Below are 14,381 nucleotides of genomic sequence, written 5' to 3'. Positions count from 1 at the left end.
CCCGGGCCGCAGCTCGCCGCGCGGCGGGTTCACGCGCGGCCAGGCGTTGTACGGCGTCCGCGAGGCCGGCCGGATGCGCGGCACCCTGCTGCCCGGACCATGCGTCGACGAGCTCACTGGCACCACCGGTGGAGGCGGTGACGACCGGTGTTCCGCAGGCCAGCGCTTCGAGCACGGCCAGGCCGAACGTCTCACCGGGGCAGACCGACAACGCGATGTCGGCCTCGCCGATCAGGCGGGCGAGCCTGGCCCGGTCGGCGACGTGGCCGTGGAAGGTGACCGGTGCCCGGCCGGCGAGGGTCTCGAGCTCGTCGCGGTGCGGACCGTCGCCGTAGACGTCGAGGTGCACCGGAACCCCGCGGTGGTGCAGCTCGACCGCGGTGGCGACCGCGAGGTTCGGGCTCTTCTCGCGGCTGAGTCGGCCCACGTGCACCAGGCGGAGCGGTCCGTGGGGTGATCCGGGGCCGGGCTCGAAGAGGTCGAGGTCAACACCCAGTGGCACCCGCACGACAGGCGTGCCGACCGCCGCGGCGGCGGGTCCGAACTCGCGCTCGGCATATCGTGAGGTGACCACAACCGTGTCGAACTGGCGCACCAGCAGCCGGTTGTAGAGACCGATCGAGACCTTGGCCGACGTCTCGAAGCCGGTCCGCAGGCCGAGCATCGCGTCGAGGCGCTCGTGGGAGAACAGCACCGACCCGATGCTGTTGCGCCGCGCCCAGCGTGTGATCGGCAGCAGCGTGGACTTGTCGTTGATCTCCACCGTGGTCGGCGCGAACGCCTCCAGCTCGTTGATCACCCGCCAGGGCTCGAGGATCAGCCGGTAGCCGCCGCCGACCTTCGGCGCGCGGAACTGCACCACCTCACCGTCGACGGTTCGCGCGCGGTCGTCGTACGGGCCGGGCAGCAGGAGCAGGCGCTCGACGCCGGCCGCCGCATAGCCCGAGCCGAGGGCCGCGATGGCGGTCTTCATGCCACCGGAGGACGGGCCGACGAAGTTGGCGAGCTGGGCGATCCGCATGCACGCCACGATGCCCGGGAGCCATGAACAGGGTGTGATCGGCGGGTTGACGGCTGCGCAAGACTGGGAGCATGAGCAACCAGGAACGTGATCCCGACGAAGTCGTGTGTGAGGAGTCTGCGCCGCAGGCCCCGGTCGAGGTGCTGACTCCTCGCGAGGTCCCGCTCGGCGGCCTCCGGGCCATGCAGGTACGCCGCACGCTGCCGCAACGCCAACGCTCCCTGATCGGTGCCTGGTGCTTCGTGGACCACTACGGACCCGACCGCGTCGCGGACAGTGGCGGCATGTCGGTGGCGCCGCACCCGCACACCGGGTTGCAGACGGTCAGCTGGCTGTTCACCGGCGAGATCGAGCACCGCGACAGCGCCGGCAACCACGCGATGGTGCGACCCGGCGAGGTGAACCTGATGACCGCCGGGCGGGGGATCAGCCACTCGGAGGTCTCCACTCCCGACACGACCGTGTTGCACGGCGCCCAGCTGTGGGTGGCCCTGCCGTCGGCCTCGCGCGACGCCGAGCCGACCTTCGCCCACCACGCCCCGACCCCGGTCACCGGACCCGGGTGGGAGGCGCGCGTCTTCCTGGGCTCCCTGCTCGGTGACACCTCGCCGGTGACGACCCACACGCCGCTGCTCGGAGCCGAGCTGATCCTCGCGCAGGGCGCCACGCTGGCCCTTGACGTGGAGGCCGGCTTCGAGCACGGCGTGCTGCTCGACTCGGGTGCGGTCTCGGTCGCCGGCCAGGACCTGAAGCCCGCCGAGCTCGCCTACCTCGCCCCGGGCTGCACGAGCATCGAGCTCACGGCGTACGACGACGCGCGGCTGCTGCTGCTCGGCGGCGAGCCGTTGGGCGAGGCGATCGTGATGTGGTGGAACTTCGTCGGCCGCACCCACGAGGAGATCGTGCAGTTCCGCGAGGAGTGGCAGGCGCAGGTCACGCGGGACGGATCCGTGGTCCCCGACGGGCAGGACGTCGCCGACGGCCGGTTCGGCATCGTCGTCGACGACCACCTTCCGCCGATCCCGGCACCGGCGCTGCCGAATGCGCGCCTGCGTGAGCGGCAGTGACCCGCTGCGACGATGAACCTTCGGCGATACTCCACGGCTCCTAATGGCGCCGCACAAAGTCTTTGTGTTGTATCAATCGGCGCCTTAGCCTGAGAGAGACGACTTCCCGCCGCCACCCCCAGGAGCAGCCACGATGAAGATCACCAAGGTCGAGGCGATCCCCTTTGCCATCCCCTACCGCAAGCCCCTGGTCTTCGCCAGCGGCGAGGTGCGGGTGGCCGAGCACATCCTGGTGCGCGTGCACACCGACGACGGCCTGGTCGGCACGGCCGAGGCGCCGCCCCGCCCGTTCACGTACGGCGAGACGCAGGCCTCCATCAAGGAGGTCATCCAGTCGATCTTCGCCCCGGCGATGGACGGCGAGTCGCCGTTCGACCGCGAGCTGATCCACGCCCGGCTGGGCCGCACCGTCGCCAACCCGACCGCCAAGGGCGCGGTCGACATGGCCCTGTGGGACATCATCGGCCAGTCCACCGGCGTCTCTGTCTCGCAGCTCCTCGGCGGCTACACCGATCGCATGCGGGTCTCCCACATGCTCGGCTTCGACGACCCGGTCAAGATGGCCGACGAGGCCGAGCGGATGCTCGAGACCTACGGCATCACCACGTTCAAGGTGAAGGTCGGGCGGACGCCGATCGAGCTGGACGTCGCGGTCTGCCGGGCGATCCGTGAGCGCCTGGGCAACCGCATCGAGCTCTACATCGACGGCAACCGCGGCTGGACCGCGTCCGAGTCGGCCCGCGCCCTGCGCCTGATGGACGACCTCGACCTCTCGATGGCCGAGGAGCTCAACCCCGCCGACGACGTGCTCGGCCGCCGCTGGCTGGTCGAGCAGTGCCACATCCCGTTCGTCGCCGACGAGTCCGTCGCCACGCCCGCCGAGGTCACCCGCGAGATCCTGGGCGGCTCGGCCACGATGGTCAGCATCAAGACCGCCCGCACCGGCTTCACGATGTCGCAGCGCGTGCACCACCTGGCCGAGTCCCTCGGTGTCGAGGTCGTGATGGGCAACCAGATCGACGGCCAGGTCGGCTCGCTGTGCAGCGCCGCGTTCGGGGCGGCGTACAAGCTCACCTCGCGACGCGCCGGTGAGCTCTCCAACTTCCTCGACATGAGTGACGACCTGCTGGCCACGCCGCTCGAGATCACCAACGGTGAGCTGCTGGTCAGGCAGGGGCCGGGGCTGGGCATCGAGATCGACGACGAGAAGCTCGAGCACTACCGCCAGGACCGCTGACCGGTCCTTGGCTGCCTGGTCCCAGCCTGCTCCAGGCCGTTGAGCGGTGAACGCACGATCCGTGTCGTCGTCGGCCGAGATCTCGACAGGAACCGTGCACTCACCACCCCGGACGGTCGGCCGGGCGCGACCGACAGCAGCCAACCGACGGTCCCACCGGCTCCCGGGTCTCATGCACCTGTGGGCGCTGGGTGAGTCGAGGCGTGGCGCCTGCGGAGCCCGGCCGGGTCACTCCCGGTGGTCGAAGTCGGCCGGCTCCAGGATCCACGATGCGGCCAGGCCGAGCACGATGCCCCAGAACGCCCCACCGATGTTGAAGATCGTCACGTCGGTGATGGTGACCAGGAACGTCACCAGCGCACCCAGGGTGAACCGGTGCGCGAACGAGGCGACGAACGCGCCCTGCAGCGCACGGAGCATGGCGAGGCCGCCGAGCGTGGCGACGTACGCCGGCGGGGTGGCCAGCATCAGTCGCACGAACAGCGGGGCGAACAGGCCGACGACCAGGGCCAGGGCTCCGCAGACGACGGCCGCGGCGTAGTGGCGCTCCCTCTTCCCCGATGCGACGAGCAGCGAGCTGGTCGGGCCGGTCAGGCAGGAGGAGATGCCGCCGATCGTCGCGCTGAGCATCGACCCGATGCCGCACCACACGGTGGCCACGTTGATCGGTGGGCGGTGCCCGGCCTGGTTCAGCACCGCGACGCCCTGACCGTTCTGCACGACGAGCACGGTGATCGCCAGGGGTACGACGAGCTCGAGCAGCGCGCCCGTCGTGAAGACGGGTGCCTGGAACGTCGGGGAGGCGAGCACCGGCCCCGACGCCGGGGCGAACGAGCCGGCGATGCCCACCGCGGCCGCGCCGACAAGCAGCGCGCCGAGCACCGGCGGCATCCAGCGGCCCAGTGAGGTGATCCGGCTCAGGGCCACGAAGGCCAGCACCATGGGCGCGGCGATGGCAGCGTCCGACCGGACCGCGCCGACGAGGTCGGTGCCGAAGCGCAGGAAGACCCCGGCCACCATCGCCATCACCAGCGGCAACGGGATCACCGCCATCGCCCGGCCGACCCAGCCGGTCAGACCCAGCACGACGATCAGGGCACCCGTGACCAGGAACGCCCCGAGCACCTCGGGCCAGGTCAGGTGGTCCAGCGACTTGCCGACCACGACGGTGCCGGGGATGGTCCAGAAGAACGACAGCGGTTGGCGGTAGGCCCAGCTGGCCGCGATCGTCAGCAGGCCGTTGAGGAAGAAGACGGCGAAGATCCACGAGCTGATCTCCACGCGGCTCAGTCCTCCGGCGGTGCCGACGGCGAGGATGACCGCCACCGGGCCGGTGGCCGCGAAGACCAGTGCGACCAGGCCGTTGGCCGCCTGCGTGGGCCCGAGGTCGTCGACGAGCCCGCGCACGCTGACGCGTTGCCGGCGCGGAGCGGTCAGCTGGGTCACGACTCGTCGTCCTGGACTCGGGGCCGGTGCCGGGCGGCGAGCTCGGCCCGGGAGCGGATGCCGAGCTTCGCGTAGATGCGGGTCAGGTGGTACTGCACGGTCTTCACCGAGATGTAGAGCTGCTCGGCGGCCTCCCGGTTGCTCAGCCCGCGCGCGACCAGGTCGGCGACCGCGATCTCCTGCGAGGTGAGGTCGGTGACCCCGTCGGTACGCCGTGAGTTCAGTCCGGCCGCGTTCAGCTCGCGGTCACAGCGTTCGACGTACGACGTGGCCCCCAGAGTGGCGTAGGCGTCGCGCGCGACGCGCATGATGAGCGCCGACTCGCGACGTCGACCGGCCCGCCTGAGCGCCTGGCCGTAGCTGAAGCTGACCCGCGCGCGCTCGAAGGGGAGCGGCATCCCGGAGAGCAGTTCGAGGGCGGACTCGAAGTCGGCGACACCGCCGTCCAGGTCGCCCTCGCCGCACCTGATCCGGCCCGAGACCGCCAACAGGGCGGCCTGGTCGGAGCGGTGGTCACGCGCCACGGCGACGGAGAGGTGATGGTCGACCAGGTCACGGGCCTCGGCGACGTGGTCGGTGAGCACCAGGGCGTTGGCATAGAGCGCGCGCCAGGGCCAGAAGCCGGGTTCGTCGGGGCGGTCGGCGAAGAGCCCGAGCAGTGGCTCCAGCGCCCGGACCACGCCCTCGTAGTCGGCGGCCACCTCGGCGAAGTTGGCGCGGGCGATGGCCGCCGGGATCTGCATGATCGGGTAGTCCTGTGAGGCGGCGGCGCCTCGGCGCAGGTGTTCGCGGGCGGCGGCCTGGTCGCCCCGCAGGGCGTTGATCTGGACGCCGGTCCAGTGCACCAGCGGTCGGATCAGGTGGTGCTCGGACTCCGCGACCTCACGGCCGGCCCGCGCCACGACGGCCAACGCCTCGTCCCAGTCGCCGAGCTGGAAGAGGCTGCGAGCCAACCAGGCCTGCGCCCACAAGGAGATGCGCGTCGACCCCATGCGGAACCTGGTCGGCACGGCGCCCTCGAAGTCGTGGCGGGCCGAGACCTGTTCGCCGCGGGCCAGGTCGACCCACCCCCGGCCCAGTCGGATCCGCTGTGACTGAGGACCGGTCGGCACCCGGCCGACGAGTTCGTCGTACGCCGTCAACGCCTCGTCCCAGCGTCCGCTGGCGCCGAGTCCGATGCCGCGCATGGCTGCGGCCTCGAGACCCGCCGGGCTGTCAGGGTCGCCGGTGGTGATCACCCGGTCGGACCACTCCACCAGGGCCGTTGGGTCCCACATCCCCAGGTGGTGCAGGACCCGTCGCACGCTGACCGCGACCCGCACCTCCGGTTGCGCGGAGTCCCAGTCCTGCCAGGCGCGGTTCAGGAGAAGGTCGGCCTCGGCGGGGCGGCCGCGCAGGATCGAGACGTAGGCCAGGGTCGCGTCGATGCGGGCCGAACGTGGCGCCGCCTCGAGCTCGTCGGTGAAGAGGTTGGCCTCGGGCAGCTCGCCGGCGCCGACCAGGGCGTCGACACCGTCCACGAGGAGGGCGGTCCGGCGGGCCGGGTCGCGTTCGATGCGGCTGGCGCGGATCAGGGCGTGGGCGGCCCGTCCCCAGGCGCCCTCGGCGGCCTGGCGGTCGGCGTAGTCTCGCAGCTCGGTGAGCAGCTGCCGGCCCGGTGCCACCCCGGAGAGCACCCGGTGGGACAGGGCGCGGAACTCGTCGTCGACCAGGTCGGCCGCCTTGCCGTGCAGCTGGTGGGTACGACGCACGGGCATCGTCTCGATCACGGCGGAGCGGGTCATCGGGTCGACGAAGCGGAGCACGTGGTCGCCCAGCTGCAGGTCGCGATGGATCAGCCCGGTCGCCTCCGCGCTGTCCAGAGCCGTGATCGGGTCGTTGCTGACCCCGGCCAGCTGGGTCGCCTCGGCCTCGGCGCCGGGATCGCCGAGGACGGCGACCGCCTCGACCAGTCTGCGGGCGGACGGCGGGGCCTTCTCCAGCCTCGTGCGGACCTCGGCCACCCGGCGTCGCGTGGCGGGCAGCGGCCGCTGCCAGTCGGTCCAGTCGGCATCGGGGGACTCGGCGAGCAGCTCGATGACCAGGGCCGGGTTGCCACGGGTGTGGTCGCGCAGTGCCTTCGCGTCGCGATCGGTGAGCGCGACCCCTGCCTGGAGCGCGATCTGGCGGACCTCGGTGCGGTCGAGCTCGGAGATGTGCAGCCGTCGGAGGTCGGGCAGATCGGCGTGCACCGGCCCGCGCGCGGTCAGGATCGCCCGGACCGTCGTCGGCGCCCGACGCGCGGCCGAGTGCAGCGCCATCAGCGAGCCGGCGTCGGCCTCGTCGGCGCCGTCCACCATCACGATCAGTCGACCGTCGCCGGCACGGTCCTGGAGCTCGGGGAGGAGTACCCGGGCCGCCGCCACCGGATCGAGGTCCGGGGCGACGGTGACTCCGAGCTGCTCGAGCACGGCGTACGGATGGCCGGACTCCCATGCCGTCGCTCCGGTGTGCGCGACCGTCATCCCCGGCTGGCGGGCCAGGAACTCGTCGACCAGGGTGGTCTTGCCGCTGCCGGCCGGACCTTCCACGACGACGATGGCCGGGCGGCCCGGGTCTGCGGTGACGAGCCGACCGAGTGCCTCGAGCTCGGCCTCCCGCCCGACGAACACGTGCCCGGGAAGATGAGAGATCATCCCGTCACGCTAGTGCTTCGCGGCTGCGGCGCATCAGGACTCAGCCGAGGTCGCCGCCGGCGACGGGCAGCGTGCTTCCGGTGATGTACGACGCCTCGTCCGAGGCCAGGAACGTGATCGCCGCGGCCTGCTCGTCGAGTGTGCCGTAGCGGCGCATCAGCGAGGAGTCGATGGTCTGGTCGATGTGCGCCTGGAACCATGCCTGCTCCTGCTCGCTCGTGGCCTCCGGGGTGCCGCGGGAGATGCGCCGCGGCGGAGCCTCGGTGCCCCCGGGTGCGGTGGCCGCGACCCGGATGCCGGCGTCGGCGTACTCCACGGCCAAGGACGCGGTGATCGCGTTGATGCCGCCCTTGGCCGCCGAGTAGGGGATCCGGTGGATGCCGCGGGTGGCCGCCGACGACACGTTGACGATCACCCCGCGGCCCCGCTCCACCATGCCGGGCAGGACGGCACGGCAGGTGAACAGCGTGGTCAGCAGCGAGCGGTCGAGCTCGGCGCGGATCTCGGCGTCGGTGAACTCGGTGAACGGCTTGAAGTTGATCGCGCCGCCGACGTTGTTGATCAGCACGTCGATCCGACCGAAGCGGCGCAGCGCCTCGGCGACGACCGACTCCGCGCCCGACCAGCTCTCCAGGTCGGCGACCACGGGCAGTGCCGGACGCGCGGTGCTGCCGATCTCGGCGGCCAGCTCACCGACCAGGTCGGCACGGTCGACCAGCACGACGGAGCCGCCCTCGGCACTGACCCGTCGCGCGGTGCGCTCGCCGATGCCCTGCGCCGCCCCGGTGATCACCACGACCTTGCCGTCGAAGCGACCCGGGGTGATGAACTTCGGCAGCGCGCGGGTGCGGGCCTCGTCCATCGCGCGGCGCGTGGTCTCCTTCGACCGGTCGGCGTGTGCGGTGATCAGCTCGCGGGCACGCACCCGGTCGCCGGCCTCGAAGGCGTCGACGATGTCGAGGTGGTCCTGCGTGCAGCTCGGGTGGCACCAGGTGGCGTGCCGCAGCACGTCCTCCATGTGCCCCTGCACGCCGAGTGCCTGGTAGGCCTGCAGCAGGTGCTCGTTGCCGGTCAGCGTGAACAGGTAGTCGTGGAAGGCGGCATTGGTCTCGGTGTACGCCGCCGCGTCGATGAAGCGGTCGCCCTCGACGTACGGCACGGTGGCCTCGGCGAGCAGGCGGTAGCCGGTGACCTGGCGCGAGGAGAGGCGCCCGATGACCAGCTCGAGGGCGCCGAGCTCGAGGGCGGCGCGGGCCTCGAAGAGCGCGTCGGACTCGTGCACCGACGGGTGCTCCTCGCCGATCTCGTAGCTGCCGGGGCTCTCGGCGAGTGCCGCCGGGGCCACCTGCGTCGGCTCGTGCAGCGGCGTGACCTCGCGGGCCGCGAACATCTCCTGCTTGGCGATGCCGCGACCGCCGGTGATCAGCAGTTCGTCGTCGTCCGTGGACTCGAAGGGGGTCGGAGCGGCCTCCGAGCCGACCTTGGCGACCCGTCGGCCGGCGATGCTGCGCGCGGTCGCGGCCTCCTCGTCCGGCGTACGCCGAGCAGCGGTGGCGCGCAGCGGTGTGACCTCACGGGGCGGGAAGATCTCCTGTCCTGCAAGGCGATTCGACCCAGTGGCGGGAGCGCTCGGTGCGGAGGAAGGCTCGGCGAACACCTCTTCCGCGACGGCCGGCGCGGCAGTCTCCGTGATCGCGGGGACCGGTTCGGCGACCTCCTCGACCACCACCGGAGCAGGGGCGGCCGGCTTGGTGGCGGGCGTGCCGGAGAGTGCGAACTTCTCGTAGTAGAACCCGGTCGGCTCGACCCCTTCGTCGGCGAAGTGGGTGCGCACCGCCTCGACCATCGGCGGTGGACCGCAGACGTAGACCGCGACGTCGCCACCGTGCAGGTGCTCGGGCTCGATCAGGCTCATCACGTAGCCCTTGTTGGCGGCCGTGCTCTCTGGGTCGGAGACGCAGTGGCCCCAGGTCAACGTCGGGATCTGGCCGGCCAGCTCCTCCAGCGTCTCGAGCTCCACGAGATCGGTGTCGTTGCTGACGCCGTAGACCAGGTGCACCGGCCGGCTGGTGCCGCCGTCGCGCAGCTTGCGCAGGATCGACAGGATCGGGGCGAGGCCGGTGCCGCCGGCCAACAGCAGCAGCGGCCGGTCCGACTCACGGAGGAAGAAGCTGCCGTTGGGGCCGGTGAAGGTCATCTCGTCGCCGACCGCGGCCTTGTTCGCGAGGTGCTCCGACATCAGTCCGCCGGGCGTGAGCTTGACCAGGAAGGTGAGCCCCTCGCCGTCTGGGGCGTTGGAGAACGAGTAGGACCGCGTCTCGTTCGTGCCCGGGACGGCCAGGTTGACGTACTGCCCGGGCAGGAACGCGAGCTTGCTCCGCTCCGGCGTCTCCAGGGTGAACGACACCGTGCTCTCGGAGAGCCGCTCGAGCTGCGTCACCGTGCCGGTGTACGTCGCCGCGCTGGTCTTGGCGACCGCCGAGGTGCTGGCGATCTGGAGCACCAGGTCCGACTTCGCCTTCATGCTGCACGGCAGCACGAAGCCCTTCGCGGCCTCGTCCTCGGTGAGGGCGTCGTCGATGTAGGTGCCGCCGTCGTACTCACCCGACTCGCAGAACGCCTTGCACGTCCCACAGGCGCCGTCGCGGCAGTCCAGCGGGATGTTGATGCGGGCTCGGTACGACGCATCGGCGACAGTCTGGTCATCCGCGACGGTGATGAAGCGGGTGACGCCGTCCTCGAAGCTCAGGGCAACCTGGTGACTCATGGGGGTACCTCTCAGAAGTGGTAGACGTCGACCACGTGGTGGATGTAGTCGTTCTTCAGCACCACGGTCTTGCGGCGGATCAACGGCGCGTCACCGGAGAAGTCGATCGTGTAGAAGGAGGTCCCGTAGTAGGGGTCGATCGTCTTGTAGCGGAAGTACATCGTGTGCCAGTTGAACCGGATGTCGACGATGTCGCCGCGACGCTCGATGACCTCGACGTTGGTGATGTTGTGGCTGGTGCGCGGCTCGGGGATCGACGTCGCGCTGGAGCGCTCGGTGCGGATCCGGAACACGCGGTCCTCGAGCCCGCCCTTGTTGGCGTAGTAGATCAGCGAGATGTCGGTCTGCGGGTCCTCGGTGAGGTTGTCGTTGTCGTCCCACGCCGGCATCCAGTACTCGCAGTCGTCGGCGTAGCACTCGAGCCACTTCTCGAACTCGCGGTCGTCGAGGTAGCGCGCCTCGCGGTAGAGGAACTGCTCGATCGCGCTCTGCGTGATCAGCTTGGTGCCCTCGGTGTCTGTGGTGGTCATGGCGTTGCTCCTCAGGCCTGGTTCGTCGTACGGGCGGTGGCTGCGGCTTCCTCGGCATCCACGGCGGCGACCATCACGTCGCGCCAGTAGCCGTGCTGCACGGGATAGAGCCCCTCGTCCTCGTTCTTCAACCCGGCCGAGATCACGCCGGGCATGTCGAGTGCCTTGGCGACCTCGTCGGGCCCGGTGAGCCAGTGCTCGGCACCGCGGCTCATGTCGTTCCACGGCGCCTTGGTGGCCTGGAATGTGAGCTGGCAGGAGCGGAACTCCTCCAGGTCGTCGGGGGTGGCCATGCCGGAGGCGTTGAAGAAGTCCTCGTACTGCCGGATCCGCCAGGAGCGCGACTCCTTGCTCTCACCCTTCGGGGCGATGCAGTAGATCGTGACCTCGGTCTGGTCGGTCGAGATCGGGCGGAAGTGCCGGATCTGCGTGGAGAACTGGTCCATCAGGTAGACGTTCGGGTAGAGGCACAGGTTGCGGGAGCCCTTCACCATGAACTCGCCCTTGGCCTCGCCGTACTTCTCCTTCAGGACGTCCATCTGGTCCCACAGCGGCCGGTCCTGCGGGTTGCCGGCCCAGGTCCACAGGCACAGGTGGCCGTTCGGGTAGGACCAGTAGCCGCCGCCGGACTTGCCCCAGCTGCCGGCGTCCAGGGTCTTGGTGGCGTTGGCGGACTCCCCGGTGTCGCGGCGCGAGGTGGTGGCCGCGTAGTTCCAGTGCGTCGCGGTCACGTGGTAGCCGTCGGCGCCGTTCTCGGCCTGCACCTTCCAGTTGCCGTCATAGGTGTAGGTCGACGAGCCCCTCAGCACCTCGAGTCCGTCGGGCGACTGGTCGACGAGCATGTCGATGACCTTGGTGGTGTCGCCCAGGTGCTCGGCGAGGGTGCTGACGTCGTCGTTGAGGCTGCCGAAGAGGAAGCCGCGGTAGCTCTCGAAGCGCGGGACCTTGGTCATGTTGTGGGAGCCGTTGACGTTGAACGTCTCGGGGTAGCCGGCACCGTCGGGGTCCTTGACCTTGAGCAGGCTGCCGTCGTTGCGGAACGTCCAGCCGTGGAACGGGCAGGTCAACGTGGTGCGGTTGTCGGTCTTCTTGCGGCAGATCATCGCGCCGCGGTGAGCACACGCGTTGATCAGCAGGTTCAGCTCGCCATCCTTGTCGCGGGTGATCACGACCGGCTGGCGACCCATGTAGGTGGTGAAGTAGTCGCCGGGGTTGGCCACCTGGCTCTCGTGAGCGAGATAGATCCAGTTGCCCTCGAAGATGTGCTTCATCTCGAGCTCGAAGATCTCCTCGTCGGTGAAGATGCTGCGGTTGGCCCGGTAGATGCCGGCCTCGCGGTCATCGACGACGGCATTGGAGAGGGTGTCGCGCACGTGCGCCAGGGTCTCGCTCATGGGGTTCCTCCGGATCGGTGGATGCCCCGGGAAGACGTTCCGTGGGGCGGTGATGTCCCCTCGACACTGACAGGTCGTGAGCAGAGCCACACCCGGCAAATGCCTAGGTCTAGCCTAGGGTGCCATTGAGACGTCGTACCTCTTTGTCTTCCGAGAACAAGTCCTTGTGCTGAATCAATTTCCGGGCCTAGCCTCAAAGGGACTTCCGGTGCCCGTCACTCCCGACGGAACCCGCATCGGGCCAGCAGATCGAGAGGGAGACAGAGATGTCCGCCGCTACTGAAACCGCCACCGCAGCCGCCTCGGGTGCGTCCGCAACGGAGCGGTTCAAGACCGACAAGCTCGTCGGTGTCGAGAACACTCCCAAGGAGCGCGTCGACCTCCTTGCCCGCGAGGTGCTCGACGCCGTCTACGCAACCATCCGCAAGCACGAGGTCACCTACGACGAGTTCAACGCGCTCAAGGCGTGGCTGATCTCCGTCGGCCAGGACGGCGAGTGGCCGCTGTTCCTCGACGTCTGGGTCGAGCACGTCGTGGAGGAGGTCGCCAACGCCGACCGCGAGGGCTCCAAGGGCACCATCGAGGGCCCCTACTACGTGCCCGGGGCCCCCGAGCTCGGTGCCGAGGCGACGATGCCGATGCGCGAGGACGAGCAGGGCACCCCGCTGCTGTTCCAGGGCCAGGTCACCAACGTGGCCGGCAACCCGGTGCCGAACGCGAAGGTCGAGCTGTGGCACGCCGACGAGGCGGGCTTCTACAGCCAGTTCGCCCCCGGCATCCCCGAGTGGAACCTGCGCGGCACGATCATCGCCGACGACGAGGGCCGCTACCGGATCAACACCATGCAGCCCGCGCCGTACCAGATCCCGACCGACGGCTCGTGTGGCAAGCTGATCTCCGCTGCCGGCTGGCACGCCTGGCGCCCGGCCCACCTGCACCTCAAGGTCTCCGCACCGGAGCACCAGCTGATCACGACCCAGCTCTACTTCCCCGGCGACCCGCACAACGACGACGACATCGCCTCGGCGGTCAAGCCGGAGCTGCTGCTCGACATCCAGCCCGCCGAATCCGGCAACGGCAACCAGACCACCTACGACTTCGTCCTGGACCCGGCCTGATGGCCTTGTTCCACGCCCGCATGGACGTCCGGATCCCGCACGACCTGGATCCGGATGTCCGGGCCGACATCGTCGCCCGTGAGAAGGCCTACTCCCAGGAGCTCCAGCGGGCCGGCAAGTGGCCGCACATCTGGCGCATCGCGGGGGAGTACTCCAACATCTCCATCCTCGACGTGGCCGACGCCGACGAGCTGCACACGATGCTCTCGGCACTCCCGCTGTTCCCCTACATGGAGATCAAGGTGACCGCGCTGGCCACCCACCCCTCCGACATCAACGCCGGCTGACCACAAGCCCCCCGAACCCACGACTCGTTGACTTTGGTGTCGCGAGTCGTGGGTTGTGGCGCGTCGACTTGTTGGTTCTTGCACGTCGACTCGTCAGTTCTCGACCTCGGGGCCGCCCACGATCAACAAGTCGACGCGCGAAACTCAACAAGTCGAGCCACGAAAGTCAACGACTCGTGGGGGTCAGGGGGGCGTCGGTGGCGGCCTGTGCCTGCTCGAACGTCACGCCGGGGGCCAGCTCGACCACGGTGAACGAGGCGACGTTGACGTCGAAGACACCCAGACCGGTGATCACGCGTTGTACGACGGCCCGGCCGGTCAACGGCAGCGTGCACGCGGGCATCAGCTTCGACGAGCCGTCACGAGTGGTGTGGTCCATCAGCACGATCACCTTCTTGGCACCGTGCACCAGGTCCATCGCGCCGCCCATGCCCTTGACCATCTTGCCGGGCACCATCCAGTTGGCCAGGTCGCCGGTGACCGAGACCTGCATGCCGCCGAGGACGGCGACGTCGAGGTGGGCGCCGCGGATCATCGCGAAGCTGGTCGGTGAGTCGAAGAACGAGGCGCCGGGCTTGGTGGTGACGGTCTCCTTGCCGGCGTTGATCAGGTCGGGGTCGAGCTCGTCGGGGTAGGGGTAGGGCCCGACCCCGAGGATGCCGTTCTCGGCGTGCAGCACCACCGACGAGTCCGCGGGCAGGTGGCCCGGGATCAGGGTCGGCATGCCGATTCCGAGATTGACGTACTGGCCGTCGGAGAGCTCGGCCGCGCAGCGCGCGGCCATCTCGTCCTGGCTCCAGCCGATCTTGACGGTGCTGTTGGTGCGGGCGGCAGTCATG

At 69.9% G+C, this 14,381-nt stretch carries 11 protein-coding genes; 4 read left to right on the top strand and 7 right to left on the bottom strand.

The annotated features are described in order from the left end of the window. Window positions 1–1,021, bottom strand: a 1,021-nt coding sequence (locus NJ4_RS12280; protein ID WP_067435160.1) for a glycosyltransferase, incomplete at its 3' end; no start/stop codon positions are given. A gap of 71 nt (window positions 1,022–1,092) precedes the next feature. On the opposite strand from NJ4_RS12280, the gene NJ4_RS12275 reads away from it, so the two are divergent. Beyond that, window positions 1,093–2,088, top strand: coding sequence for a pirin family protein (locus tag NJ4_RS12275; RefSeq protein ID WP_067435157.1), 996 nt, complete (start codon window positions 1,093–1,095; stop codon window positions 2,086–2,088). 133 nt (window positions 2,089–2,221) lie between these two features. Next, complete coding sequence (locus NJ4_RS12270; RefSeq protein ID WP_067435154.1) at window positions 2,222–3,325, top strand: mandelate racemase/muconate lactonizing enzyme family protein; 1,104 nt, start codon at window positions 2,222–2,224, stop codon at window positions 3,323–3,325. Window positions 3,326–3,553: 228 nt separating this feature from the next. Here the strand turns inward: NJ4_RS12270 and NJ4_RS12265 are convergent, their stop codons facing one another. The 5 genes from NJ4_RS12265 to benA are packed head-to-tail and all read right to left on the bottom strand — an operon-like array spanning window position 3,554 to window position 12,137. Continuing rightward, a complete protein-coding gene (locus NJ4_RS12265) occupies window positions 3,554–4,771 on the bottom strand; it encodes a benzoate/H(+) symporter BenE family transporter (RefSeq protein ID WP_067435151.1) in 1,218 nt (405 codons plus the stop codon). Continuing rightward, window positions 4,768–7,446 carry a helix-turn-helix transcriptional regulator gene (locus NJ4_RS12260; protein WP_082748487.1) on the bottom strand — a complete coding sequence of 893 codons (2,679 nt, stop codon included), beginning with the start codon at window positions 7,444–7,446 and terminating at the stop codon, window positions 4,768–4,770. The genes NJ4_RS12265 and NJ4_RS12260 overlap by 4 nt, the downstream gene beginning before the upstream one ends. Before the next feature lie 40 nt (window positions 7,447–7,486). Further along, entirely contained in the window at window positions 7,487–10,213 is a 2,727-nt protein-coding gene (gene benC, locus NJ4_RS12255) for a benzoate 1,2-dioxygenase electron transfer component BenC (protein ID WP_067435145.1), read from the bottom strand. Between the two features lie 11 nt (window positions 10,214–10,224). Continuing rightward, a complete protein-coding gene (gene benB, locus NJ4_RS12250; protein ID WP_067435142.1) occupies window positions 10,225–10,743 on the bottom strand; it encodes a benzoate 1,2-dioxygenase small subunit in 519 nt (172 codons plus the stop codon). An 11-nt stretch (window positions 10,744–10,754) separates the two neighbouring features. Next, window positions 10,755–12,137 (bottom strand): benzoate 1,2-dioxygenase large subunit, encoded by a 1,383-nt coding sequence (benA, locus tag NJ4_RS12245; protein ID WP_067435139.1) that lies wholly within the window; start codon window positions 12,135–12,137, stop codon window positions 10,755–10,757. Window positions 12,138–12,403: 266 nt separating this feature from the next. On the opposite strand from benA, the gene catA reads away from it, so the two are divergent. Together catA and catC are read left to right on the top strand one after the other, a co-directional pair. Beyond that, window positions 12,404–13,255, top strand: coding sequence for a catechol 1,2-dioxygenase (catA, locus tag NJ4_RS12240; RefSeq protein WP_067435136.1), 852 nt, complete (start codon window positions 12,404–12,406; stop codon window positions 13,253–13,255). Continuing rightward, a complete protein-coding gene (catC, locus tag NJ4_RS12235; RefSeq protein WP_067435133.1) occupies window positions 13,255–13,542 on the top strand; it encodes a muconolactone Delta-isomerase in 288 nt (95 codons plus the stop codon). Before catA ends, catC begins: the two co-directional genes overlap by 1 nt. A gap of 166 nt (window positions 13,543–13,708) precedes the next feature. On the opposite strand, the gene NJ4_RS12230 is transcribed toward catC, so the two are convergent. After that, a complete protein-coding gene (locus tag NJ4_RS12230; RefSeq protein ID WP_322787622.1) occupies window positions 13,709–14,380 on the bottom strand; it encodes a 3-oxoacid CoA-transferase subunit B in 672 nt (223 codons plus the stop codon). Between the last annotated feature and the right edge of the window lies 1 nt (window position 14,381).

The sequence above is a fragment of the Nocardioides jensenii JCM 1364 = NBRC 14755 genome, assembly GCF_001552535.1.
Taxonomy (GTDB): Bacteria; Actinomycetota; Actinomycetes; order Propionibacteriales; family Nocardioidaceae; genus Nocardioides; species Nocardioides jensenii.
Note: the sequence above shows the minus strand (reverse complement) of the source record. Positions and strands in the feature narration are given on the sequence as shown.

Bases quoted from the DNA above. Each gene is read 5' to 3' on its own strand.
- benC (WP_067435145.1), bottom strand. From the start codon at position 10,213: ATGAGTCACCAGGTTGCCCTGAGCTTCGAGGACGGCGTCACCCGCTTC.
- NJ4_RS12230 (WP_322787622.1), bottom strand. From the start codon at position 14,380: ATGACTGCCGCCCGCACCAACAGCACCGTCAAGATCGGCTGGAGCCAG.
- catA (WP_067435136.1), top strand. From the start codon at position 12,404: ATGTCCGCCGCTACTGAAACCGCCACCGCAGCCGCCTCGGGTGCGTCC.
- NJ4_RS12270 (WP_067435154.1), top strand. From the start codon at position 2,222: ATGAAGATCACCAAGGTCGAGGCGATCCCCTTTGCCATCCCCTACCGC.
- benB (WP_067435142.1), bottom strand. From the start codon at position 10,743: ATGACCACCACAGACACCGAGGGCACCAAGCTGATCACGCAGAGCGCG.
- benA (WP_067435139.1), bottom strand. From the start codon at position 12,137: ATGAGCGAGACCCTGGCGCACGTGCGCGACACCCTCTCCAATGCCGTC.
- NJ4_RS12260 (WP_082748487.1), bottom strand. From the start codon at position 7,446: ATGATCTCTCATCTTCCCGGGCACGTGTTCGTCGGGCGGGAGGCCGAG.
- catC (WP_067435133.1), top strand. From the start codon at position 13,255: ATGGCCTTGTTCCACGCCCGCATGGACGTCCGGATCCCGCACGACCTG.
- NJ4_RS12275 (WP_067435157.1), top strand. From the start codon at position 1,093: ATGAGCAACCAGGAACGTGATCCCGACGAAGTCGTGTGTGAGGAGTCT.